The sequence below is a fragment of the Arthrobacter sp. Soil782 genome (assembly GCF_001428435.1).
Taxonomy (GTDB): domain Bacteria; phylum Actinomycetota; class Actinomycetes; order Actinomycetales; family Micrococcaceae; genus Arthrobacter_D; species Arthrobacter_D parietis.
The window spans coordinates 525,898-549,687 of the sequence record NZ_LMSO01000001.1; the positions used below are offsets into that span (position 1 = coordinate 525,898).

Sequence of the window (23,790 nt, forward strand, 5' to 3'; positions counted from 1 at the left end):
TTTACCTGCCCCGGCCCGCTTCGCCGAAGTGCCCTCAACGAAAGCTCCGCCGCATGCCCACCACCACTGCCTCCCCCGCCGAGTCCACGAAGCGGTCCCGGACCCTTCGCCCTTCAGATTCCGTTGCCGGTCTCCTCGCAAAGATCATTCTGCTGGGACTCGTTGACGCCTTTGCCGTCTATGTCCTGATTGTCCTGTTTCTGCAGGAAAAGTGGATAGTGCTGGTGCTGGCCGCTGCGGTCACACTACTCATCAACTGGATCTACCTCCGGCGCGGCGGGCTGCCCGCCAAGTACCTGGCCCCGGGAATTTTCTTCCTCCTGCTCTTCCAGGTGTTCGTCATGATCTTCAGCGGCTACGTTGCGTTCACCAACTACGGTGACGGCCACAACAGCACCAAGGAAGACGCCATCCTGTCCATCCAGCTGGCGGCGCAGCAGCGGGTACCGGACTCCCCCGCCTACCGGGTCACCATCGTTGAGCAGGGCGGCGAGTTGCACTTCCTCACCACCGATCCCGACGGCGACATCAGCATCGGCAGCACGGAAGAACCGCTCGAAGAAGTTTCCAACGCCGTCACCGACGGCACCGGCAAGGCGACCGAACTCGAGGACTACCGCACCCTGCAGTTCGACGAGATCCTCGCGAACCAGTCCGAGATCCTTGCGCTGACCGTCCCGTTCTCTGAAGATCCCGACGACGGAACCCTGCGCACCAGCGACGGCTCCACTGCGTACGTGTTCAGCCCAACCCTCGTCTACGACGACGCGTCCGACACCTTCACCGACACTGAAACCGGAACGGTCTACTCAGACTCCGGCGAGGGAACCTTTGTCTCTGCGGACGGTCAGCAACTCAACACCGGCTGGAAGATCGACGTCGGCTTTGCGAACTTCGTCAAGGCATTCTCCAATGAGGACATCCGCGGACCCCTCCTGCAGGTGACCCTCTGGACGTTCACCTTTGCGCTGATCTCGGTGCTCTCCACGTTTGCGCTCGGCCTGTTCCTGGCCAACGCTTTCAACCACCCGAACCTTCGCGGCAAGAAGATCTACCGCATCCTGATGATCCTGCCCTACGCGTTTCCCGCCTTCCTTGCCGGCCTCGTCTGGTCCGGTCTGCTCAATCCGGAATTCGGCTACGTCAACAACACGTTCTTCGGCGGCGCGAACATCCCGTGGCTCACGGATCCATTGCTCGCGAAGTTCAGCGTGCTGCTGGTCAACTTGTGGCTCGGATTCCCCTACATGTTCCTGGTGTGCACCGGTGCGCTGCAGTCGCTGCCCGAGGACGTCAACGAAGCCGCACGGCTCGACGGCGCCAGCCCGTGGAAGCTCTTCACCTCCATCAAGCTCCCGCTCCTGCTGGTCTCGGTTGCTCCGCTGCTCATTGCGAGCTTCGCGTTCAACTTCAACAACTTCAACGTGATCTACATGCTTACCGACGGCGGCCCGCGGCTTTCGGACACCACGGTCAACGTGGGCGCAACGGACATCCTCATCACCATGGTTTACGAGGTTGCGTTCGGCAGCGGCGTGGGGCGTGACTACGGCCTCGCAAGCGCGCTGTCCATCATCATCTTCTTCATCGTTGCCGTGATCTCCGTGATCAGCTTCCGGCAGACAAAGTCTCTCGAGGAGATCAACTAATGGCTACCGAAACCCCCACACCGCTCCTCGCTACGCCCAGTCACGGCACGACGACGCCGCCACCGGAACGCCGTAAACAATCCTTCGGTGCGTGGTTCCGTGACAAGGGGTGGCGGCACTTGGTCGCGGTCATCACCACGGCGTTTGCGATCTTCCCGCTGCTGTACGTTCTGTCCGCTGCCCTTAACTCCACTGGCACCATGGCCGGTTCCAACGTACTCTTCAGCCGGATTGACTTCGGCAACTTCGAGGAACTGTTCAGCAATCCCAACCGCCCGTTCGGCAAGTGGTTCATGAACACGCTGGTGATCGGCGTTGTCACCTCGGCAGCAACGGTCTTCCTCGGGGCTTTGGCCGCCTATGCATTCAGCCGCATGCGGTTCAAGGGCCGAAGGGTCAGCCTGCTGTCCCTGCTGGTACTGCAGATGTTTCCGCAGCTGCTTGCCGTCGTCGCAATTTTCCTGCTGCTGAACTTCATCACCGATGTGGTGCCGTGGCTGGGACTGGGCAGCCAGCTAGGGCTGATCATGGTGTACCTCGGCGGTGCACTCGGTGTGAATACCTACCTGATGTACGGGTTCTTCAACACCATTCCGGCGTCCCTCGACGAGGCGGCGCGGATCGATGGCGCCAGCCACGTTCAGGTATTTTTCACGATCATCCTGCCGCTGGTGACGCCGATCCTGGCCGTCGTCGGGCTGTTGGCGTTTATCGGTCTTAGCAGTGAGTTTGTGATTGCCAGTGTGGTGCTCAATGACCCGGACAGCCAGACCCTCGCGGTAGGTCTCTACTCCTATGTGGGCCAGCAGCGTTCCGAGAACTGGGGAGTGTTCGCCGCCGGTGCTGTGCTGGCTGCCCTGCCGGTCATGGCGCTGTTCCTTTACCTGCAGAAGTACATCGTGAACGGGCTCGCGGCCGGATCGGTCAAGGGCTAAGGAACGATGTTCCAGGTTCCGCATCACGACGGATCGGCGCTGTATGTGCCGCCCTCCCCCGCTCTTGGTGCTGCGGTGCCGGTCCGTCTTCGGGTACCGCGGGGATACGGTTCGGTGGAGCGGGTGTTTGTCCGGTCGCTGCGTGATGCGGAGCCGCACTATGACGAGGCGGTCCCTCTCGGCACGGACGGTGCGTGGGACTGGTGGGAGGCCTCGGTTCTGCTGGTGAATCCTGTGACGCGGTACCGGTTTCTGCTGGAGGTTTCTGGTGCTGGCGATGCTTCCGAGGGCTCATCCTGGCACTGGCTGAACGCCGAGGGGTTCTTCACCCGGGATACGCCTGATGTGCACGACTTCCGGATGGTGACCCATGAGCCTGCACCTTCCTGGGCGCGGAGCGGCGTGATCTACCAGATCTTCCCGGACCGGTTCGGGCGTTCCACGTCGGCGGCATCCGAAGCCCCGGATTGGGCGGTTCCCTGCGAATGGGATGCTCCGGTTCACCCAACCGGCCCCGATACGCCGCGCCAGTTCTACGGCGGCGACCTCGACGGGATTACGGAGCGGCTCGATCACATCGTCTCGCTCGGCGCCACGGTGGTGTACCTGACGCCCTTCTTTCCGGCGCGTTCCAACCACCGGTACGACGCCTCGACGTTCGCCATGGTGGATCCGTTGCTCGGCGGCGATGAGGCGCTGATCCGGCTCGTTTCGGCGGCTCATGAGCGGGGCTTGAAGGTAATTGGTGATCTCACCACCAACCACACGGGAGCTGCGCACGAGTGGTTCCGGACGGCGTCGACATCTCCTGCCTCTGAGGAGGCCGGCTTCTACTACTTTTCCGAGGACGGCTCCGAGTACGCGTCGTGGTTCGGTGTGCCGAGCCTGCCCAAGCTGAACTGGCTCTCCCCTGCGCTGCGGGAGCGGTTCGTCAGCGGACCGTCGTCCGTCGTCGCGCGGTTCCTGGAGGCTCCGTTCAATCTGGACGGGTGGCGGATCGATGTGGCGAATATGACCGGCCGCCATGGGGACGTGGACCTGAACCGTTCGGTGGCTTCTGCTGTGCGATCCACCATGCGGTCAGTCAATCCAGACACCCTGCTCCTTGCGGAATCGACCAATGACGCGGCACGGGATTTCGACGGCGGCACCTGGCACGGTGCCATGACCTACTCAAACTTCACGAGGCCGCTGTGGCAGTGGCTGGCCGGGTCCTCGGACGTGAACTTCTTCGGGACTCCCCTGCCCGGGCCCAACCGTATTCCGGCCGAGCAGTTCGTGGAGCTGCATGCAGTGTTTGCGGCGGCGTTTCCGTGGCAGGTCCGGACGCAGAACATGATCGCGCTGAACACGCATGACACTGCCCGTGCTTCGACCGTCATGGTTCCTGGTGGACAGCTGATCGGGCTGGGCATTCTGTTTTCAATGCCCGGGATTCCGACGCTCTTTGCCGGTGACGAGTTTGGCCTCGAAGGCGTCAACGGTGAGGATTCCCGGACGCCGATGCCGTGGGACTCGCTCTCGACGGAACACCGGAACCTGTGCGACGCCGTTGCCCACCTTGGCAGGTTGCGTCGGGCGGTGCCGGCGTTGGTTGAGGGCGGGTTGCGGTGGGTGTATGCGCAGGGGGATGTGCTGGTGTACCTCCGTGAGCATGCGTCGGCGTCGGTGTTGGTGGTGGCTTCACGGTCTGGGTTTGACGAGGTTCAGCTTCCGTTGGACCTGATTGGTGTCCCTTTGGACGGTCAGCCTACAGAACTGTGGAGTACGGGCAGTATCTCGGCGGAGTGGGCTGCCGATTCGGTAGGTTTCAGCGGCGACGGGCTCGGGATTGGGCTGTGGCAGTTGCCGGGGGTCGGGTATGGTTTCAGCCCGTGATTCCCAGTACTGCGAGCGCCACCGCTATGGCAGCCAGCACAGCAACAACTACCACCACTCGTCGCGAACCGCGCAGTACTGTGAAGCACACCGCCGCTGGGAGAGCGATGCCGGCGACTGCACCTCCAATCAGCAGAGCTGAGTAGCCCGGACGCATTCCGGTATCCAGGGGAGAGCCCAGCTCTGATGATTCAACGTAGAGGGCGAGAACACAGCCAAGTGTGGCCAGTGCACCGGCGACAGCGAACGCGATACAGGCCCCCGCGACCAGCGGGGACGATCGCTGCTGACCAGGGCTACTTCGGGTAGACCTCATTTCACCCTGCTCGATTTCCCGCCAGATAGGCGACGCGATGATTCTGGATGCCTGTGAGGGGGTGCCAGCTCTCGAAGAGTATGCGTCGCGTCCGGCAAAGACAAGGGTCGAGCTGATTTTGCCTGTGGTCGACATTCCGACGTCGGATCCCCCCGGGGGCCAAGCGGTTGACCCGGCGAAACGCTCAGCCGGTGATGGTGAGCGGTTCTATCCGCGCCGCGCAGGACACTCGTTGCAGCGGCACGTCAGCCTCGGACACACGATTATTCCGGCCGGTGTCATCACACCAGTCAACGTTATGCGGGTAAGCCTCAACCGCTGCTTTCCCTGTCGCGGCCTCTTCCGGGACCTCGAACGAATAGCTGAAGCCGCCGGCGTCGTTCATGGGTGCGGTTGTGTCGATAATCTTCCGGCCAAGTGAGTCGGTGACGATTACCTGAATTTCGGCGCTCCCTCCGTAGCGGGGATCGCACTCAGCATCCTGCGCGTGGACCGTCACCGTTTCGCCGATTTCGACGGTTGACGGGCTCACCGAATGTGTGGGCGGCATGCAGGGCGGAGCGCCGGGGCCGAAAGTGCTGCACCCAGTCAGGGCGATACCCGCGCCGATCAAGCCGGCCGCGAGCATCGCCGCTGACCGCCGGGTCAGTGTGTGGTGAGACGTTCGAGGCATCCCCATCTGACCATTATGGCGCTGATCCGCCCTATTGCTTCTGCCAGGCTCCGCAGCGTGTGGTGTTGAAGTCCTGCCCATCGACGAGTGTCACCGTGGGACGGCCGCCACCAGGGATGTCGTTCTGCTGTATGTCATCGCCGTTGGTGCCGCTTGTGTAAATCGCCCAGTAGCAGGAAGAACCGACAGCTTCTTTCGTGCGGTACGTTCCCGGCTCTAGGTCGACACCAACCGTCCAAGTCCCCTCAGTGATCGTGTTGGCCGCCTGCTGAGCTTCGGCTCCAGCAACGGCTTCCTCGCGCTTTTTCACAGCGGCTTCGGCTGCTTTGACCTTTTCCTGTGCAGCTGCTGCTTCGGCTTCTCTTGCTTCAACCTCGGTGCGTTCGCTGTCTACGGCACGCTCGCGGTCCTTGATGTCCCCGAGCAGTTCTGCGTATTTGCCGCGCACACCCTGGTAATCCTCTTCAAGGCTGCGCAGGGAAGCATCCAGCTCAGTCTTCTCGGAACTCAGGGACACATACTCATCACTCTGTGTCGGATCCGGCAGGACCGTCCCGAATGCAGCACCGCCACTGAAGAGGACGACGACGGCCGCACCGGCGGCGATCCATCGTGCCCTGGAGTTGGAGGCAACCCCCTTGGCGCGCGTCAGCGTTTCCCCCGGCGCAGCCGGGGATATGTCCTGGCCATCGTTGGCCGGAGTCTGTTCATCAGTCATGTCTGGTCGTCCTTTCATTGAGTCAGTCGGCGCAGTGCGCTCGTGAGTAGAAGGCCGGCCGCGGGATGGGAAACGCCCCCACCCATCTCCCATCCCGCGACCGGGGTCAGGGCACCCGTGTCCAGGTGGTGGTCTGGAACCGCCCGCACCGTGAACACGGCGGCAGAGCATCATCAGGATCGTTGAGCGTAATGGTGTGGCCGGATTCGTCTCGATAGGAGCCGATACCCGGCTTCTCTCCAATTGCGTACATGGTGTTCCTCTCCTGTAGCTGTTGGGAGAAACGGTAGGGTCATTCCCTGCCCGCTCGTTATGGACAGCTGATAACCGTTGTTATCAGCTGTCCAAGATTGGAAGGTCCCTTCCAGCACGTACACTCAAAACCATCCAGCGGCGCGCCCGGGAAGGAGCAGCGTGAACACCGAAACCCTGGAGCAGCGCATCACGCTCTCCGACGTTGCCCGGCTCGCCGGCGTGCAACGTCCGGTCGTTTCCATGTGGCGCAGCCGCAGCAAGGACTCAGCCTTCCCTTTCCCGCCGGTGCGCGGGAACTCCAAGGGTCGTGAAGTTTTCGATGCCGGCGACGTGGTCGACTGGCTCACAGCCACAGGGCGGGGAAACAACTCAAACGCAGTCGACGACGTCGGTGCCTTCACCTTCGCTGCCACCTTCCAAGCCTCTGAAGCGGCAGAGCTATCCGGGTGCACGGCGCTCATTACCCTGCGGGAAGTGCTCGGGCACCCGCTCGCGGAAATGTCGGCTGCGGACCTCGTGGATGCAGCTGATGAGGTGGATCCGGACGACGCGTTCCTTTTCTCTGAAGTCCAGTTCCTGGAGCGGACAGGGAGCCTGATCCAAACTGCTGCTTACTGCGACAACCTGGTGCACGCGGCCTACAGCAACACGGCCGCTTTTGAACAGCTGATCCAGGAGAAGCGTCGGTTGAATCTCCGCGAGCAGGCAGCAACTGCCCTGGCTCCAGGTGCTCTTGAACTCCTTGCCTCCTCAGCCCTCGAGCTCGGAAGCCCGGCGGCGGACGGCGTCCTGGTCGATCCGTTCGCGAGCGCCGGAGACGTACTCCCCGCCGTCCTTCGACGCGCACCGGAGGCAGCGCCGATCACTGTGCTGAGCCCTCTCTTGGATGATCACGCGGTTCGTCTGGCACACCGGCGGTTGCGGCTGCACGGCGCCCTGCACCGGCCGCTCACCTCTGACCCGCTGGAATTCCAGGAAGGGTCCGTCATAGTGGCGCAGTTCCCCTCCGAGCGCGATCCCTCCATGACGCCGGCTGAGATGCTGGCGAAGGTCGAACTGCTTGTCGATGCCATGGACAACACCAACCGCGCACTGCTGGTCGCGCCGTCGTCGGTGCTGTCCGGCTCACTTCATAAGCGCAGCGAAGACCGCCGGCGCGCCGACCTTTTGCGCTCCGGCCGGGTGCGGGCCGCTGTGACCCTTCCGCGCGGGTTGGTGCGGAACAAGCCGCGGCAGCAATACACGCTCTGGGTTCTCGGGCAGGATCACCATGATGTTCCGCTCGCGGACCGGTGGACGCTGGTTGCGGATCTGACCGCTCACGCGCTCGACGACGTCGTCATCCAGGACCTTGTCGGCGACCTTGCAGCGGCGATGGGAAGCCGCCGGGACGTCTTTGCACACTCGTTTCGGTTCGGGCGGATCGTGCTAACCCGGTCGCTGCTGACCGCACGCGGATCACTGACCGGCGCGGCGTTGAAGCCGCGGGGCGCAGCGAGCGATCCCGCAGGAGCGCTGGCCCGGATTGACGCGCTTGCCGAGCTGTTGCAGGACAAAGAGTCGCTGCAGGACCATCCCGGGCCGTCGCTGTCACTCACCGCTGCCGTGCGGAGCGGAGGGAGAGACCTGCCGCCGCTTCTGGTCGGAGACGCAATCGTAGCCAAGACCCTGCGGTATTTCCCCGGCAACCGGGTCCAGGGTGAACACGTCTCAGGAACCACCGGCGTCCGTTTGCTCGGTGTACCGGAACTGCTCGGGGAACTTGAGGCCGGAACCCGGCGTATCGGCCAGCTGGAGCTTGCTTCCACGTACCCATCGGCACGCCGGACGGAACCCGGCGACATCGTGTTCTGCACTTCGCCGCAAACTGCGGCGATGGTGGATGAGGAGGGTGGCGCCGTCGTCGTCTTTCCTGCCCGAGTGCTTCGAATCGATGAAGGCGATCCGGGCGGCCTGGTGCCGGAGCTGGTGGCCCATGCGCTCCGCTGCGGCAAGGGCCCCGACTGGCGGAGTCGGGCGGTGCGCCGCGTGTCGGACGCGCAGCGGGAGCGGGTGCGGGCGGTGTTGGGCAGACTGGAGCAGGAGAAGCGCCGGGCGCAGGAGCGGCTGGCCCGGATCGAAGAGTTGGCCGGTCTGGTCCTGAAAACGGACGGCATTGAGTTTACGGATATCGAAGAGAGCGGAAGGTAGGGCCTGGTGCCACCGAAGAAGAAGGTCGACGCAACGCCGTCCACCATGAAGGAACTGAAGGACACGCTGTGGAAGGCGGCTGACAAGCTGCGCGGCTCAATGGATGCGTCCCAGTACAAGGACGTGATTCTGGGGCTGGTGTTCCTGAAGTATGTGTCGGACGCGTTCGAGGAGCGGCGGGGACAGATTGCTGCTGAACTGACGGCCGAGGGTTTCGATGAGTCGCAGATCGGGGACCTGCTCGACGACGTCGACGAGTACACCGGCCGTGGCGTCTTCTGGGTTCCGGCGGAGGCACGCTGGCAGTTCCTGGCCGAAAATGCGAAGGGGCTGCCGGCGTTTGACGGTGCTCCCGCGAAGTCGATCGGTCAGCTGATCGATGAGGCGATGGACGCCGTCATGACAGCCAACCCGTCGCTCGCTGCGACGCTGCCGAAGCTGTACAACCGGGACAATGTGGACCAGCGGCGGCTGGGCGAGCTGCTGGACCTGTTCAATTCGGCGCGGTTCACCGGGCAGGGCGCCACGAAGGCGCGGGACCTGCTCGGTGAGGTGTACGAGTACTTCCTCGAGAAGTTCGCCCGTGCCGAGGGCAAGCGGGGCGGGGAGTTCTACACACCGGCCGGCGTCGTGCGTGTGCTGGTGGAGGTGTTGGAGCCGGACCATGGCCGGGTGTATGACCCGTGCTGTGGTTCGGGCGGCATGTTTGTGCAGACGGAGAAGTTCCTGGAGTCGCACAAAAAAGAGGGCTCCAACATCTCCGTGTACGGGCAGGAGCTGAACGAGCGCACCTGGCGGATGGCGAAGATGAACCTTGCCATCCATGGGTTGAACGGAAATCTGGCGTCGCGGTGGGGTGACACGTTCGCGCGGGATCAGCATCCCGATCTGCAGGCCGATTTCATCATGGCGAACCCACCGTTCAACATCAAGGACTGGGCGCGGTCGGAGAGCGACCCGCGCTGGAAGTTCGGCGTCCCGCCGGCCGGTAACGCGAACTATGCGTGGATTCAGCACATCATTTCGAAGCTGGCGCCGGGCGGCAGCGCGGGTGTGGTGATGGCGAATGGCTCGATGTCGTCGAACTCAGGCGGTGAGGGTGATATTCGGGCGCAGCTTGTGGAGGCTGATCTGGTCTCCTGTATGGTGGCGTTGCCGACGCAGCTGTTCCGTTCGACCGGCATTCCCGTGTGCCTCTGGTTCTTTGCGAAGGACAAGAGTTCCGGTGCAGTTGACCGGTCAGGCGAGGTGCTGTTCATCGACGCGCGGAACCTGGGTTACATGGTCGATAGGGCCGAGCGTGCGCTGTCGGATGAGGACATCGCGAAGATTGCGAATGCGTACCACTCCTGGCGCGGGTCCCCTTCCGCTGTTTCATCCGGCCTTGAGTACGACGACGAGCCCGGCTTCTGCAAGTCCGTTTCGTTGGCGGAGATCAAGGCCGCGGATTACGCGTTGACGCCGGGCCGGTATGTCGGTGCGGCTGAGATCGCTGATGATGGCGAGCCGATCGAGGAGAAGATCGACCGGCTGAAGAAGGAGCTGTTCGAGCAGTTCGACGAGTCGGAGCGGTTAGCGGCTGTGGTGCGGGAGCAGTTGGGGAGGGTTTCGTGAGGACTATCCGCACGATCGAGGAAGTGTGCACCCAGATCGTCGATTGCGAGCACAAGACAGCGCCGCTTGACCCTGAGGGCGAATATTTCGCGGTTGGCACACCTGCCATGCGGGGAAACGCGATCAATTACGAAGAATCCCGGAGGATCTCGAAGGACACGTTCATAAGATGGACCCGCAGAATGGCTCCGCAGCAGGGCGACCTCCTGTTTGCTCGCGAGGCTCCGGTAGGACCAATCGTGATGATTCCCGACACGGGCAACATCGCTCCGGGACAGCGCACAATGCTTTTGAGGCCAGACCCCGAGCAGATCGACAGCCGGTTTCTCTATTACCTGCTGACCTCTCCCAGACAGCAAGAACTACTTCTTTCCCAAGCATCCGGTTCCACGGTCGCCCACCTCAATGTTGCCGATGTTCGTGCGTTCGAGCTCCCCCCGTTGCCTTCCGTTGACGAACAACGTGCTATCGCGGAGGTACTGGGCGCGCTCGACGACAAGATCGCCGCCAACACCAAGCTCGCGTCTACTTCCGCAGATCTCGCTGGCCTCATTTACGACACTGCTGTCTCGTCTCGAGAGACGCAACCGATGAGCCACGTACTCACGCCGATTCTAGGCGGGACCCCTCCACGGGCCAACCCTGCCTACTGGGAAGAGGAGTATCTTTGGGCATCCGCTCGGGACGTTACGTCGGCGCCCTTCGGCATGATCGTGGACACCGCCGAAAAGATATCGAACGCTGCGGCGACGACCACCAAGGCAAAGCCTCTTCCCCTCGGGAGTGTCATTCTTACCGCGCGTGGAACAGTAGGTGCAGTAGCCCGGCTAGCGGTCCCGTCGTCGTTCAATCAGTCATGCTACGGATTTGTACCGGATGCCTTACCGCCTGGAATTCTCTACTTTTCAATCCTTCGAGCGACGCAGCGAGCCAAGGCGATTGCGCACGGATCTGTATTTGACACCATCACCATGAAAACGTTCGATCACCTTGATATTCCCGTCTTGTGCGAGACCTCGGTCGAGACGTTGGAGTCTAGGATTGGACCGCTTCTGGATGTCATTTCCGAAGCAGTCAAGGAGAACGCAACTCTCGCCAACACCCGGGATGCTCTCCTCCCTCAGCTCATGTCTGGCAGGCTACGAGTGAAGGATGTCGCCGACGTCGTCGGGAGTCTCGTGTGAATCCCTTCCAGCACAAAAACTGCCCGAAGGTGCAGGGTCTCGCCGGTTCGAAGCGGCGATCCTGCACCTGCGGGACTTTTCTGAGCACTAAGTGGCCGTATATCCAACCCTGGAAGTGTCAGAACCGCGGGATAGCTTCGGAGAATCCACCGCGGATTCCTTCGAATGGAGACGCTCATGACCGCCCCTGAGAACAACTCGACCAACACCGCTTCGGAAGCGCCGGCGTCCTTTCCGGCAACGCCCGCGCGAGCGACGATGCCCCACTGGTACCCGGAGCTACTTGACACCATCACCGGGCGCATTGCCGCCGGGCGCACGAAAGCGATCACGGCAGCTAATCAGGAGCTTGCAGCGACGTACTGGGACATCGGACACGAGATCCTTCAGCGACAGAACGCTGAAGGATGGGGCGCAAAGATCATCGCTCGGCTGTCGACTGACATGCGCGAGAAGTTCCCAGATGCCAAGGGCTTCTCGCCACGGAATCTCAAATATATGCGGACCTTCGCCGACAGCTGGACGCTAGAAGCAATTGTGCAAGCACCACTTGCACAATTGCCGTGGTACCACCACGTCGCACTGCTTGAAAAGCTGGACCACCCTGACACGCGGCTTTGGTACGCCGGCAAGGCCGTCGAAGAAGGCTGGTCGCGGAACGTCCTTGTCCACCAGATCGAGAGCCGCCTGTACGAGCGCTCCGGTAAGGCTGTCACCAACTTCAAGGCGACCCTGCCGCCGTCGGACTCGGATCTTGCCCAGCAGCTAACAAAGGATCCGTACGTCTTCGACTTCGTCGCGATGACTGATCGGCGAAATGAGTCGGAGCTCCAACACCAACTGGTGCATCACGTTCAAAAGTTCCTGCTGGAGCTGGGCCAGGGTTTCGCCTTCGTAGGCGAACAGGTACGGCTGGTAATTGGGGGCGACGAGTTCTTTGCCGACCTGCTGTTCTACAACTTCAGGGTGCGCTCTTTCGTTGTAATCGAGCTCAAGGCTGGCAAATTTAACCCCAGCTACCTGGGTCAACTCGGCATGTACATGGCCGCCGTCGATGACCTGCTTGCGCACCCGGACGACAAGCCCACGATCGGTCTACTGCTCTGCAAGGAGAAGAACAACGTCGTAGCCGAGTATGCGCTCCAGGGTTACTCAGCGCCGATTGGTGTGGCTGAATGGGAAGCAGAGATCGTGGAGTCGCTTCCTGAAGAGTTCGCCTCGAGCCTGCCAAGCGTCGAACAACTGGAATCGGAATTGGCCGACGACGGTCCACCAGCATGATCATCAGGGGGAACAGATGACACTACAAACCAGCTACACCGAAGCCGACTGGGAGGGCCTCACCCTCGAGGTCCTCGCTGAACCGCTCGGCTGGGAACCGAAGGCCGGCGAATACATATCGCCCGGCTCCGGTGAACGGGATACCTGGGACGAACTGCTCATCCGCCCCCGCCTGCTCGACGCCCTGAGAAAGCTCAACCCCGACGTCCCCGCCGAGTACATCAAGCAGGCACTGGCTGACATCGCCTCCCCCAAGTCCCAGGACGCCCTCACCGAGAACCACCGCATCCACCGGTTCCTCGTCGAGGGCTACCGGCTCAGCTACATCGACGCCGACGGCACCGAGCAGAACCCCACGCTCCGCCTTCTCAGCTCCGAACCCGCCGATAACAACTGGCTCGCCGTCAACCAGGTCACCCTGCGGCAGGGCGATTACCGCCGGCGCCTTGATGTCGTCCTCTACTGCAACGGCATGCCCGTCAGCATCCTCGAACTCAAAAAAGCCGGCAGCGCCCACGCCGACGTTGGCGGCGCTCACGCCCAACTCCAGACCTACCTACGCGAATTCCCCATGGCGTTCCGGTTCTGCGTCTTCGCGCTCGTCTCGGACGGGATCATCGCCCGCTACGGCACCCCCTTCACCCCGTTCAACCACTTCTCCCCCTGGAACGTCGATGACGACGGCAACCTCATCAAGCCGGGACAGATCGTCGACGGCGAGCCGATGCAGCCGCTCGAAGCCGCGCTTCTCGGCCTCTACGAACAGCTCCGCTTCCTGCAACTGACGACGTCGTTCACCGCCTTCGATGAAGGATCCGACGGACTCTCGAAACGCATCGCCAAACCGCACCAGTACTTTGCCGTCACCAAAGCCGTCGGCAGCACCGTCCAGGCGGTCGAGAGCAACGGCAAGGCCGGCGTCGTCTGGCACACGCAGGGGTCCGGTAAGTCCATGGAGATGGAGCTCTACGCCAACCAGGTCGGCCGGCATCCACGGCTGCGCAATCCCACCATTGTGGTCATCACCGACCGCAACGAACTCGACGGACAGCTGTACGAGACCTTCGCACGGAGCCTGCTGCTGCCCGGAACGCCGCAGCAGATCCGCAAACGCTCCGAACTGCGGGAAGAACTGAGCAACCGCACCACCGGCGGCATCTACTTCACCACCCTGCAGAAGTTCGGCCGCAGCAAGGACGAGCGCGACGCCGGCCACGACCACCCGCTGCTGTCCGACCGGCGCAACATCATCGTCGTCGTCGACGAGGCGCACCGCAGCCACTACGACGACCTCGACGGCTACGCCCGCCACCTCCGCGACGCCCTGCCCAACGCCACACTCATCGCGTTCACCGGCACGCCGATCTCGTTCGAGGACCGCAATACCAAGGAGGTGTTCGGCGAGTACATCGACATCTATGACCTCTCCCGCGCGGTGGAGGACGGAGCCACCGTGCCGGTCTACTTCGAGCCGCGGCTGATCAAGGTCAACCTCGCTGAGTCCGTAACGCAGGAGGACCTGAACCTCGCCGCCGATGAAGCAACCCGCGGCCTCGACGATACGGAGCGTGCGCGCCTTGAGCAGAGTGTCGCCGTCGTCAATGCGGTGTATGGGGCGCCGGAGCGGATCAAGTCGCTCGCCGCGGACCTGGTGGCTCATTGGGAGGACCGGCGGACGCAGATGACCAAGTTCATCGACAAGCCGGGCAAGGCGTTGATCGTCGGCGCAACCAGGGAGATTTGCGCGAACCTGTATTCGGCAATCGTGGCGCTGCGGCCGGACTGGCACTCGGATGATCTCGATAAGGGCCGCATTAAGGTCGTCTACTCGGGCGATGCCACCGACGGACCGCCCGTCAGCAACCACGTCCGCCGCGACAGCGCCAACGCGTCCATCAAGGAGCGGCTCAAGAACGTCGACGATGAGCTGGAGCTGGTGATCGTCAAGGACATGATGCTCACCGGCTACGACTCACCGCCCCTGCACACCCTGTACCTGGACCGGCCGCTGAAGGGTGCGCTGCTGATGCAGACGCTCGCCCGCGTGAACCGCACGTTCCGCGGCAAGCAGGACGGCCTGCTGGTGGCCTACGCGCCCTTGGCAGACAACCTGGCCAAGGCGCTGGCCGAGTACACCGACACCGATCAGGCACGGAAGCCGATCGGCAAGAACATCGACGAGGCGGTGGGGATCGCTACCGACCTGGTGCAGGAGTTGCGCACCTTGCTCGCCGGCTACGACTGGAAAGCGGTCCTGCACCGCGGCGGCCCAAGGGCCTTCCTGAACGCAGTCAGCGGTGCGGCAAATTATCTGCGTGACCCCGGCACCCCCGGCAACAAGCCCGACGACGACGGCGAAACGCTTGCTGACCGGTACCGTCGCATTTCGGGACAGTTGGCGCGGGCATACGCGCTCTGTTCCGGACGGCTCGTGGAACTGCGGCCGGAGATCCAGGTGTACGAAGAGATCCGGGTCTGGATGGCGAAGTTCGACGCCGAGGACAGGCAGTCGCGTGGCGAACCGATCCCGGCCGAGATCCAGCGCATGCTCAACGAGCTGATTGCGACGGCCACCGCCTCGGGTGAAGTTGTAGACATCTACGAGGCGGCCGGAATGCCGAAGCCGTCGCTGGATGACCTGACGCCGGAATTCGTTGCGGCAACGCGGCACGCGCGGAATCCGCAGCTGGCCATTGAGGCGTTGCGGAAGACGCTCGTTGAGGAGTCGACCCGGGTTGCGCGCAACAACGTGGTGCGGCAGCGGGCGTTCGCGGAGCGGATCGCCGAGCTGATGAACAAGTACACCAATCAGCAGCTCACTTCAGCAGAAGTCATCGCGGAACTGGTCGAAATGGCCAAGGAAGTAGCGGCAGAGTCGAAACGCGGTGAGCGCTTTTCACCTCCATTGAATGACGACGAACTCGCTTTCTACGATGCCGTCTCGCAGAACGAGTCGGCGGTGCTGGAGCAGGGCGACGATGTGCTGGCTCGAATCGCGCGGGACCTCGTTGAGGTGATGCGGCGGGATGTGCGGACGGACTGGACGGTACGTGATGATGTCCGGGCCAAGCTGCGGTCCTCCATCAAACGGCTTCTCGTCAAGAACGGGTATCCGCCGGACAAGCAACCGGGTGCGATCAAGCTGGTGATGGAGCAGATGGAGTCGATGGCGCCGAGGTTTGCGGAGGCGCGGGGGTAACGGTTCAGGCAGGCGCAGACGATCTCAGCCTCCACGCAGTCGGTTGCAGGGCTCAAGAAGACCAGTCGCTCAAGTCGAAGCCGCTGCAAAGTGCGCTGAGCCGCGCCTGGCCAACGGTCGTCCGGTTCATAGCGAGAGTATGCTGACGGGCATGGGAATGGTCCCGATGAAGTTTTGGCGTGACCCCTCGGTAGCCCAGCGGAAGGCTTCCCGTTGAGGGCCTCCGTGCCGGGCGCTTTTCTGGCCCTTCTGCTGCTGATGACCGGCTGCGCCGACAACGGCGAGGTGGCCGGTCCGACGCAACAGGCGCCTTCCGAGTCCGCGGGTTCACCGAGCACGTCGGGCACTTCGAGCACACCGAGCGCGTCCCCGCTAGCCGTGGAGTCTGCTCCGGAAGTCTCGCCGAGCAGCGCCTCGCCTCCCCCCACGCCGCTCACACCCGAAGAACAGATCGCGCTCAATCAGAACCTGATCAACGCCGCCTGGGAGAACAACGTCGCCGAAGCTAACCGGCTCATCGAGGCTGGTGCTGACGTCAACTACGAGGACGAGACCCAACAGAGCGCTTTCCTCATCGCGGCGAGTGAGGGCTACCTCGAGCTGCTGGAGCTGACCTTGAGGAACGGTGCAGACGTCCACGCGCTCGACAGTTTCAACGGCACCGCCCTGATCCGCGCCGCGGAGCGTGGCCACGCGGACGTGGTGCGTAGGCTGCTGGAGACCGATGTGGACGTTAACCACGTCAACAACCTGGGCTGGACCGCACTGAACGAGGCGATCATTTTCGGCGATGGCTCGCCCCGGTATGTGGAGACCGTGCAGCTGCTCGTCGAAGGCGGCGCCGATGTAAGACTTCCCTCCCAGGGCGATGGTCTGACGCCCCTACAGCAAGCCACGTCCCTGGGATTCGAAGAGATCGCCGCCGTTCTGCGCACAGCGGTGGAACAGTAGAGCGAGGCTCGGCCGTCGTCGTTCCTCACACCCGCCCGAGGACGTCGATATCCTCCAGGAATTGCCGGTGCACCTCTTCGCTCACGGTGGTCCGCGTGTCCTCGATCGCGTCCAGGTAGTCCTGGGTGGCCGGACCCTTGGTGGCTCCCTCCGTGGCTCCACCTCCACCGTTGCCATAGACCGCCTTCTCCAGCGCCCGTTGGGAAGCGCTCCGCGCGGCGTATTCGATGTCTGCTGGAGTGAAGCCATCGGTGCGCCGCACCAGAAGGGGCACATCGACGTCGTTCACCACTGAGGAAGGAATAAAACGCTGCCACATTGCCTCGCGCGCCTGCTGATCCGGAAGTCCAATGGGGATGACATAGTCGAAGCGTCCGTGGCGCAGGAACGCGGAGTCCAGGGTGCGGATGAAGTTCGTGGCACAGATGAGGAGCCTGCCTGGCTGTTCACGGAAGGCCGGAATGATCTTCAACAACTCGTTGGTGACGCCCTGCAGCGGAGACGGCGGCTCACCCGACCGATGCGAGGCAATTTCCTCGACCTCATCGATGAAAACGACTGCGTGCTCAAGCTCCGCGACCTCCAGGAACGTTTCTCGCAAGGCTCCCGCGAGTCCCTTGGAATCGGAAGCCAGCCGCGACGGGAATATCTCCACGAAAGGCCATTCAAGCCGTGAGGAAATTGCTTTCGCGAAGGTTGTCTTGCCTGTGCCCGGCGGACCAAAGAGAACGACGGCGCGTGGAGGCACTACCCCGAATTCGTCAGCCAGATCCGCTTTGGCCAGGGGCAACACCAGGCGCCGCTCCAACAGTTCCTTTTCCTTGCGCATCCCGGAAACGTTCTCCCAGAGGCCGCGTGCGAGGACCCTGCCTCCCAGCGAACTGAGCGGTTCGAGCTCCTGCCGCTGAACCGGAATTTTCCGCTCGAGATAGCGCAGGTTCTGTTTCAGACTGAAACCCCTGGCAAGGAATGCACCCACCCGGGTTTCAGCTTCCGGCATCAGCGCCGACAGCTTGTTCAATCCGTGCGGGGCCATGCGGGTTTCGACGCCGGCGAGCAGCGCCGTTCCGATTCCGCTGCTGCGGTACTCAGGCAGGACGGCCAGAAAAACGATCCACCCCTGATCATGCGCTGCCCTCCCGACGGCGGCACCTATCACCTGATCGCCCTCCACCGCGACAATGGCATAATCCTTCTCACACGACGCCAACACTTCCGAAAGCGCATAGACGGATTCGGCGCTTGCAGCTTTGGCAGACTCCCAGAGGTGCAGTATTCCGTCCAGATCGGTCGTGTGAAAGTCGCGGACTCGCCACTTGGTCATGATGCACCTTCATTGGTGGAGGCAACGTGTACCTATACTCTCCAGCACGATGACGCCATCTGTTGGTGAAATCTCGAAGATGAAGTCGTCTTTCTTCGCGAGCTGACTATGACGGACGATTAGGGGGCCTTGGACCGGGCACAGCCTGCCCGCCGGTCGTTCAGACTACTCTTGACGCCGAACTTGCCGCCGGGTGACCATAAAGCATCATTTCTCCTGGGTCTCCTTATTGATGGCGGTCATTCATGTCCTGGGACTTTCTCCAAACGCACTGGAGCTCTCGCCTGGCCGGGCCCTTCGCTCTGGCCGGCGGAGCCTTGGGCTCACTCGCGATACTCCTCCACTCCCTCCAACCGAGCGGCTGCGTCGGAAGTGACTGCGGCGCTCAATCGATGCGGACTGCGTCAGGTCTCGTTACCGGCCTTGGTTCTGTTGCGGCCATCCTCGTTCTCATGGGGATCGTTGGGTTGACCTTCAGGGCACGTCTATCCGGACGTCCGCCGAGGCTCATGCACATCGGGGTGGGATCCGCCGCCCTGGGCTTTCTGGTGCTGCTTGCAGCGGTTTTTCTCCAGGCTGCGTTCTTCGATGGTGACTTTTCCGGCATGCCCTACTTCGTCGTCGTCGGCATGGTGGCGCTCATTATCGGGTTTGTGCTGATCGGCATCTTTATCCTCCGCTCAGAAGTGCTGCCGCGGTGGATCGGCGTCTTCCTTGTGGTTAGCAGCGCACTGCTGCTGGTGGCAAACGAACAGACCTCAGCAGTCCTGTTTGCCGTTCCGTTCCAGCTCGCGATCGCGTCGGCGGGCTACGTCATGTGGACGGCGGACAGGCAGGAACGTAAGTCTTCGCATCCCGGATCGCTGCGTCTAAGAGCTGAGTAAACGCCGGCTTCTTCCGCTTGTTCAGGCACTGATCCAAAAATGTCAGACCCGGATGATTAGCTGTTTTGTATGGGAATCGCGATGTGGGAGACGCTCGAGGAAGCCGATGGGCTGACTCGCGAAGAAGCGTACGAGCGCGTTCTTGATGCCGCCTATGCTGAGGCGGACCAGCGCTGGTGGGACCTGCCTGCCGGCCAGTCCTTTGCACTGGATTGGGACGATGAATTTGACGACGGCGAATCCGAGGCGCGTTCCCGCGCGGCCGTGGACTCCGCATCGGCGTACCAACTGGTTGGCCGGTTGCAGAACATTCGCTCGTCAGAGTCCCGGCGGTCGCGGACCATCGCTGACAGTCTCGACCTTCTCCGAGCAGCACAGCGGTTGGCGTCCTGGGCCGCAGCCAGACAAGCCGTACTTATCGCTGATGTCTTCGACCATATTAATGCAATTGACGGCACCGCTTTGGGGAAGCCCGGAGAAGGCGGTACCTCTCCGGATCTGAGCTTCACCATGGCGGCTGAGGAAATCGCCCCGTTGCTGCGGGTGCCGGGCAGGGCAGCACAACGGATGCTTGGCGAAGCGCTCCGCTTGAGGGAAGACCTACCGGGAACGTTGGAGGCGCTTGACGACGGCACGATCAGTCCCACCCAGGCGCAGGTCATCGTTGAGGAATCTCAATGCATCCCGGCAGAGACCACGGCGGGGTTTGAAGATACGGTCCTGGAAACGGCAGGCGCGCTGACGCGCCCCAAACTTGTCCGGCGCTGCAGGCAGCTCCGCGAAAAACTGCATCCGGAATCGATCATCGAGCGGAAGGCCCGCTCGATGAAAGATCGCCGCGTTGCGGTGGAGCCTGAGCAGGACGGTATGGCCTGGCTCAGCGCCTACCTCCCAGCGGAGCAGGCACACGGGATCTTCAACCGGGTTGACGCCGCGGCCCGCTCCTTGCAGGGTCCCGACGAGGCCCGGACTCTGTCACAGTTGCGTGCAGATGTGTTCGCTGATGTCCTGACCCATACTTGCGCGGGAGACCCGAAGAAGGGCACAGGCTTCCGCGGGGTAGGAGCCACGGTTTTTGTCACCGTTCCCGTGATGACTCTGCTCGGTCACACTCGCGCTGACTGGCAGAATCCTTCCGCCGCACGTGGCGCCGAGTTCGATGAAAGCGCGGCGGTGGACCTACCAGCTAGCGGTGCGGAGGCTGTTGCGCAAAGCGGCGAGGGCGCCGCCCCGGATCTCGAGGGCTGTGAAAACGGCTACCTCAATGGACACGGGCCCATTGACCCCGAAACGGCCAGGAACCTCGCGGCGCATGCACCGAGCTTCACCAGAATCCTCGTCCACCCCGAAACGGGCGCGGTGCTCAGCGTCGGCAGGGACAGATACCGGCCACCGAAACACCTTCAGGATTGGGTGAGAACCAAGAGCCCAACCTGTATTCATCCGGGGTGCAACCGGTCGTCGTGGTCCTGCGAAATCGATCACCTCATCCCCTGGGCACATGGCGGGCAAACGTCGCTGACTAATCTCGGGCCTCGGTGTAAACGACACCACATGATGAAGACCGAGGGCCTCTGGTCTATCGGGCAGGACGCCTCCGGCACACCAAACGTCACGTCGCTGGGTGGTGAGACCTACGTCGAACCGCCCGAACTACCGCCGCCGTTTTAGCGGAGCTTGCACGACGCCCCTCGTCAGCCCCCTATACAGGCCTACCGCCGAAACCGCAGCGTCACCAACTGGAAGGGTCGCAGCGAGAGAGCAACACCGCCGTCGTCGGTGGTTTGGACGCAGTCCGCTGAAACGGGACGCTCCAACAGGTCTGTAGCAATCACTGACGAATACTCAAAGCCGGTCGAAAGCACCGCCGACGCACGCCCACCGAACGCCTCATACAGCCGCACCACAACATCACCGCTCCGGTCCTCGGCAAGCTTCACCGCCTCCACCACCACTGCTGGGTTGGAGACCGTCAGGACCGGCTCAACAGCCGATGATCCCACCCCCGACACCGTACGCACCGGCAGATTCAACCGATAGCCCTCCGCAACCGCCTCGGAGATTCCGGACGACGGCCGCAGCGAAAACTCGAACGTATGCGCGCCCTGATCCGCCTGGGGATCCGGAAACAGCGGCCCCCTCAGCAGTGATGCACGCACCAGTGTGTGCGAAACACCGGACGGCGATTCCGCCCGCGTGACGTCATAGCCGTACGTCGAATCATTCGCCAGCGACACCCCAAACCCGGGCTCCCCCACCTGGACCCAGCGGTGCGCAACCGTCTCGAACCGCGCGGCATCCCAGGACGTGTTCGTGGTGGTAGGCCGCTGGATATGCCCGAACTGGATTTCCGACGCCGCCCGGTCAGCCAGCACGTCAACCGGGAACGCGAGTTTGAGGAGCTTTTGCTGCTCATGCCAGTCGACCTCGATCGACAGGTCCACCGCGGTGCCGTCAGCACTCAACGAAATCCGCTGGACCAGCCTCGACTTCCCGAACACCCGCTCCACCCGCAACACCGAACCGACCGCATCAACGGACGCTGCCTCGGTCAGCTCGGTGACATTGAACTTGTAATGCTCATCGATATCCCAGGCGTCCCACTGATTCGGCGTATCCCGGAACAGCTGGAACACGTTCGCGCTCGTTCCGGCAGGAATGACCTCACGACCGCCCGCGGCACTCAAGCCGCCAACCACCAACGAGGTGAACAACCCGTTCTCATCAACCGTCAGCCGCAGGGATTCGCTTTCCAATACCCACGATGACCCCTCGCGTGCCGGTTCATAAACAGCCGACGACGACGGCGCCGCACCTCCCAGTGCAGGCACACCCTCCACGCGATAGGGGCCGGCATTCAGCGCGGCGGTCGCTGAACCGGTGCCCAGCAGCGCCCCCAACGCCACCGCAATCAGCGACTCCAGCGAAGCCGTGACCGCCGCGTAGTTCCGCTCGGCCTCCTCATGGACCCAGGCAATCGAGGATCCCGGCAGGATGTCATGGAACTGCTGCAACAGCACCGTATGCCAGGCGGTTTCCAGCTCGTCATACGGGTACTCGAACCCCGATCGCACCGCAGCAATCGTGCACCACAGCTCCGCCTCACGCAGCAGGTGTTCACACCGGCGGTTGCCCCGTTTGGTCCGCGCCTGCGACGTGTACGTACCGCGGTGGAACTCAAGGTACAGCTCACCGGACCACACCGGCGCATCCGGATACTCGGCGGCTGCCTCCGAGAAGAACCGTGCAGGAGAAGACAGCGTCACCGTGGGCGATCCCTCGAGGGAAGCGGCGCGGGCAGCAGCGGCGAGCATCTCCCGGGTGGGTCCGCCACCGCCGTCCCCCCAGCCGAACGGGACCAGCGACGTGTTGGCCGCCCCCTTCTCCCGGTAGTTCCGCTGGGCGCGCGCAAGATCGGGCCCGCTGAGATCCGAGTTGTAGGTGTCCACCGGCGGGAAGTGCGTGAAGACCCTCGTGCCGTCAATGCCCTCCCAGTTGAAGGAGGAATGCGGAAACAGGTTCGTCTCGTTCCACGAGATCTTCTGGGTGAGGAAGTACTCCGACCCCGCCGCACGGACAATCTGCGGCAGTGCAGCCGAGTACCCGAAAGAATCCGGCAACCACACCTCCTGCGGCTCCACGCCGAAGTTCTCGAGGAAGAAACGCTTACCGGCAACAAACTGCCGCGCGAGCGCCTCGCCGCCCGGCATATTGGTATCCGACTCCACCCACATACCGCCGGCCGGCGCGAACTGCCCTGACCGGACCTTCTCCGCGACCCGCTCGAACAGGTCCGGGTAGGAAGACTTGAGCCACGCGTACTGCTGCGCCGAGGAGGCGGCAAACACGAAGTCCGGATTGTGATCCATCAGCTCAAGCACGTTGGAGAACGTCCGCGCCACCTTGCGCACTGTCTCCCGGACCGGCCACAGCCACGCGCTGTCGATATGCGCATGCCCCACAGCGTGCAACCGGTGCGCACTCGCGTGCGGTGGCGCAGCCAGCACTGCAGCCAGACACGCGCGGCCCGCCGATGCTGTCCCGGAGATATCCGTTGGGTCGACGGCGTTGACCGCCTTCTCCAGTGCGCGCAGGATTTCGTGCCGTCGCGGCAGGTCAACCGGCAGCTCGTGCATGAGTCCGTTCAGCGTCCAGACATCCTGGCCCAGCTCCCACGCCTCGCGGTCGAACAGCGCCACCTCCGCCCGGCGGAACGTGTACAGCGGATCCGAACCCGCAGTGGACAGCGAGCCCAACGGAGTGGGCTGGTAATCGAACCCGTCAATGACATTGGGGTTGGACGCCGCCTCAACATAGAACTCGACGGCGGTGCCCGGCGCCGCGTCCAGCGGAACCCACATGTTCAGCGGCTCCAGTGCCTTGATCACCCGCCCGTCCGGTGCATACACCAGCCCCTCGGCCTGGAAGCCCGGCATGATCGTGGAGAATCCGAGGTCAATCACGGCCTCAAGCTGGTGCCCGGAAGAGACAGACCACTCCTCCGGCACGGTCGCGGTGAAGCGGAACCAGGTGGTTCCCCACGGTCGCCCCCACATGGAGCCCACAACGAACGGCTCGAACTGCTCGGCGACGACGGAAGAAAACGGCACCGGCTCCCCGGGCGCCTGCCACGCGGAGACCTCGAGCGGCACCGAGACCGTCCAGACCGCAGGGGTCAGCCGCTCGGCAAGGAACCGGGCGATTCGCGCCTCGACGAGAAGTCGATTGTCATGCATGAA

General features: G+C 62.9%; 17 protein-coding genes. 11 read left to right on the plus strand and 6 right to left on the minus strand.

What is annotated here, in order from left to right; genetic code table 11:
• The first annotated feature begins 53 nt into the window (after window positions 1–53).
• Genes ASH00_RS02550 through ASH00_RS02560 form a run of 3 tightly spaced genes read left to right on the plus strand, consistent with a single transcriptional unit; the run spans window position 54 to window position 4,462 of the window.
• Window positions 54–1,649, plus strand: a complete 1,596-nt coding sequence (locus ASH00_RS02550; RefSeq protein WP_056544570.1) for an ABC transporter permease subunit — start codon at window positions 54–56, stop codon at window positions 1,647–1,649.
• Window positions 1,649–2,584, plus strand: coding sequence for a sugar ABC transporter permease (locus ASH00_RS02555; protein ID WP_056544573.1), 936 nt, complete (start codon window positions 1,649–1,651; stop codon window positions 2,582–2,584). The genes ASH00_RS02550 and ASH00_RS02555 overlap by 1 nt, the downstream gene beginning before the upstream one ends.
• Window positions 2,585–2,590: 6 nt before the next feature.
• On the plus strand, window positions 2,591–4,462 hold the full coding sequence (locus ASH00_RS02560; RefSeq protein ID WP_056544576.1) for a glycoside hydrolase family 13 protein: 1,872 nt from the start codon (window positions 2,591–2,593) through the stop codon (window positions 4,460–4,462).
• On the opposite strand, the gene ASH00_RS16560 is transcribed toward ASH00_RS02560, so the two are convergent.
• From ASH00_RS16560 to ASH00_RS16565, 4 genes are all read right to left on the minus strand, one after another.
• Window positions 4,452–4,913 carry a hypothetical protein gene (locus tag ASH00_RS16560; protein WP_157358969.1) on the minus strand — a complete coding sequence of 154 codons (462 nt, stop codon included), beginning with the start codon at window positions 4,911–4,913 and terminating at the stop codon, window positions 4,452–4,454. The genes ASH00_RS02560 and ASH00_RS16560 overlap by 11 nt on opposite strands.
• A gap of 49 nt (window positions 4,914–4,962) precedes the next feature.
• On the minus strand, window positions 4,963–5,457 hold the full coding sequence (locus tag ASH00_RS16935) for a hypothetical protein (protein WP_235563125.1): 495 nt from the start codon (window positions 5,455–5,457) through the stop codon (window positions 4,963–4,965).
• A 25-nt stretch (window positions 5,458–5,482) separates the two neighbouring features.
• Window positions 5,483–6,169, minus strand: coding sequence for a hypothetical protein (locus ASH00_RS02570; protein ID WP_157358970.1), 687 nt, complete (start codon window positions 6,167–6,169; stop codon window positions 5,483–5,485).
• 106 nt (window positions 6,170–6,275) lie between these two features.
• Window positions 6,276–6,422 carry a hypothetical protein gene (locus tag ASH00_RS16565; protein ID WP_157358971.1) on the minus strand — a complete coding sequence of 49 codons (147 nt, stop codon included), beginning with the start codon at window positions 6,420–6,422 and terminating at the stop codon, window positions 6,276–6,278.
• 161 nt (window positions 6,423–6,583) lie between these two features.
• Between ASH00_RS16565 and ASH00_RS02575 the strand changes: the two genes are divergently transcribed.
• From ASH00_RS02575 to ASH00_RS02600, 6 genes are all read left to right on the plus strand, one after another.
• On the plus strand, window positions 6,584–8,614 hold the full coding sequence (locus ASH00_RS02575; protein ID WP_056544579.1) for a hypothetical protein: 2,031 nt from the start codon (window positions 6,584–6,586) through the stop codon (window positions 8,612–8,614).
• A gap of 6 nt (window positions 8,615–8,620) precedes the next feature.
• Window positions 8,621–10,228 carry a class I SAM-dependent DNA methyltransferase gene (locus tag ASH00_RS02580; RefSeq protein WP_056544580.1) on the plus strand — a complete coding sequence of 536 codons (1,608 nt, stop codon included), beginning with the start codon at window positions 8,621–8,623 and terminating at the stop codon, window positions 10,226–10,228.
• The gene (locus tag ASH00_RS02585; protein WP_056544583.1) at window positions 10,225–11,412 is read left to right on the plus strand and encodes a restriction endonuclease subunit S; all 1,188 of its coding nucleotides are present in this window, start codon (window positions 10,225–10,227) and stop codon (window positions 11,410–11,412) included. The genes ASH00_RS02580 and ASH00_RS02585 overlap by 4 nt, the downstream gene beginning before the upstream one ends.
• 177 nt (window positions 11,413–11,589) lie before the next feature.
• Window positions 11,590–12,693: a PDDEXK nuclease domain-containing protein gene (locus ASH00_RS02590; protein WP_056544586.1), complete on the plus strand. Its 1,104-nt coding sequence runs from the start codon at window positions 11,590–11,592 to the stop codon at window positions 12,691–12,693.
• A 16-nt stretch (window positions 12,694–12,709) separates the two neighbouring features.
• Entirely contained in the window at window positions 12,710–15,892 is a 3,183-nt protein-coding gene (locus ASH00_RS02595) for a type I restriction endonuclease subunit R (RefSeq protein ID WP_056544589.1), read from the plus strand.
• A 213-nt stretch (window positions 15,893–16,105) separates the two neighbouring features.
• A complete protein-coding gene (locus tag ASH00_RS02600) occupies window positions 16,106–16,843 on the plus strand; it encodes an ankyrin repeat domain-containing protein (RefSeq protein ID WP_235563126.1) in 738 nt (245 codons plus the stop codon).
• A gap of 25 nt (window positions 16,844–16,868) precedes the next feature.
• On the opposite strand, the gene ASH00_RS02605 is transcribed toward ASH00_RS02600, so the two are convergent.
• Window positions 16,869–18,167, minus strand: coding sequence for an ATP-binding protein (locus ASH00_RS02605; RefSeq protein ID WP_056544595.1), 1,299 nt, complete (start codon window positions 18,165–18,167; stop codon window positions 16,869–16,871).
• A 392-nt stretch (window positions 18,168–18,559) separates the two neighbouring features.
• On the opposite strand from ASH00_RS02605, the gene ASH00_RS02610 reads away from it, so the two are divergent.
• Together ASH00_RS02610 and ASH00_RS02615 are read left to right on the plus strand one after the other, a co-directional pair.
• Window positions 18,560–19,051 carry a hypothetical protein gene (locus ASH00_RS02610; RefSeq protein WP_056544598.1) on the plus strand — a complete coding sequence of 164 codons (492 nt, stop codon included), beginning with the start codon at window positions 18,560–18,562 and terminating at the stop codon, window positions 19,049–19,051.
• A 69-nt stretch (window positions 19,052–19,120) separates the two neighbouring features.
• Complete coding sequence (locus ASH00_RS02615) at window positions 19,121–20,722, plus strand: HNH endonuclease signature motif containing protein (protein ID WP_056544601.1); 1,602 nt, start codon at window positions 19,121–19,123, stop codon at window positions 20,720–20,722.
• 41 nt (window positions 20,723–20,763) lie between these two features.
• Here ASH00_RS02615 and ASH00_RS02620 read toward each other — a convergent pair whose 3' ends face one another.
• Complete coding sequence (locus ASH00_RS02620; protein ID WP_056544604.1) at window positions 20,764–23,787, minus strand: alpha-mannosidase; 3,024 nt, start codon at window positions 23,785–23,787, stop codon at window positions 20,764–20,766.
• Window positions 23,788–23,790 lie beyond the last annotated feature (3 nt).

What these genes read in the sequence shown, in the direction of transcription:
- ASH00_RS02560 (WP_056544576.1), top strand. Translation starts at nt 2,591, where the DNA reads ATGTTCCAGGTTCCGCATCACGACGGATCGGCGCTGTATGTGCCGCCC.
- ASH00_RS02555 (WP_056544573.1), top strand. Translation starts at nt 1,649, where the DNA reads ATGGCTACCGAAACCCCCACACCGCTCCTCGCTACGCCCAGTCACGGC.
- ASH00_RS02605 (WP_056544595.1), bottom strand. Translation starts at nt 18,167, where the DNA reads ATGACCAAGTGGCGAGTCCGCGACTTTCACACGACCGATCTGGACGGA.
- ASH00_RS02570 (WP_157358970.1), bottom strand. Translation starts at nt 6,169, where the DNA reads ATGACTGATGAACAGACTCCGGCCAACGATGGCCAGGACATATCCCCG.
- ASH00_RS02590 (WP_056544586.1), top strand. Translation starts at nt 11,590, where the DNA reads ATGACCGCCCCTGAGAACAACTCGACCAACACCGCTTCGGAAGCGCCG.
- ASH00_RS02595 (WP_056544589.1), top strand. Translation starts at nt 12,710, where the DNA reads ATGACACTACAAACCAGCTACACCGAAGCCGACTGGGAGGGCCTCACC.
- ASH00_RS16565 (WP_157358971.1), bottom strand. Translation starts at nt 6,422, where the DNA reads ATGTACGCAATTGGAGAGAAGCCGGGTATCGGCTCCTATCGAGACGAA.
- ASH00_RS02615 (WP_056544601.1), top strand. Translation starts at nt 19,121, where the DNA reads ATGGGAATCGCGATGTGGGAGACGCTCGAGGAAGCCGATGGGCTGACT.
- ASH00_RS02610 (WP_056544598.1), top strand. Translation starts at nt 18,560, where the DNA reads ATGCGGACTGCGTCAGGTCTCGTTACCGGCCTTGGTTCTGTTGCGGCC.
- ASH00_RS02620 (WP_056544604.1), bottom strand. Translation starts at nt 23,787, where the DNA reads ATGCATGACAATCGACTTCTCGTCGAGGCGCGAATCGCCCGGTTCCTT.
- ASH00_RS16935 (WP_235563125.1), bottom strand. Translation starts at nt 5,457, where the DNA reads ATGGGGATGCCTCGAACGTCTCACCACACACTGACCCGGCGGTCAGCG.
- ASH00_RS16560 (WP_157358969.1), bottom strand. Translation starts at nt 4,913, where the DNA reads ATGTCGACCACAGGCAAAATCAGCTCGACCCTTGTCTTTGCCGGACGC.
- ASH00_RS02550 (WP_056544570.1), top strand. Translation starts at nt 54, where the DNA reads ATGCCCACCACCACTGCCTCCCCCGCCGAGTCCACGAAGCGGTCCCGG.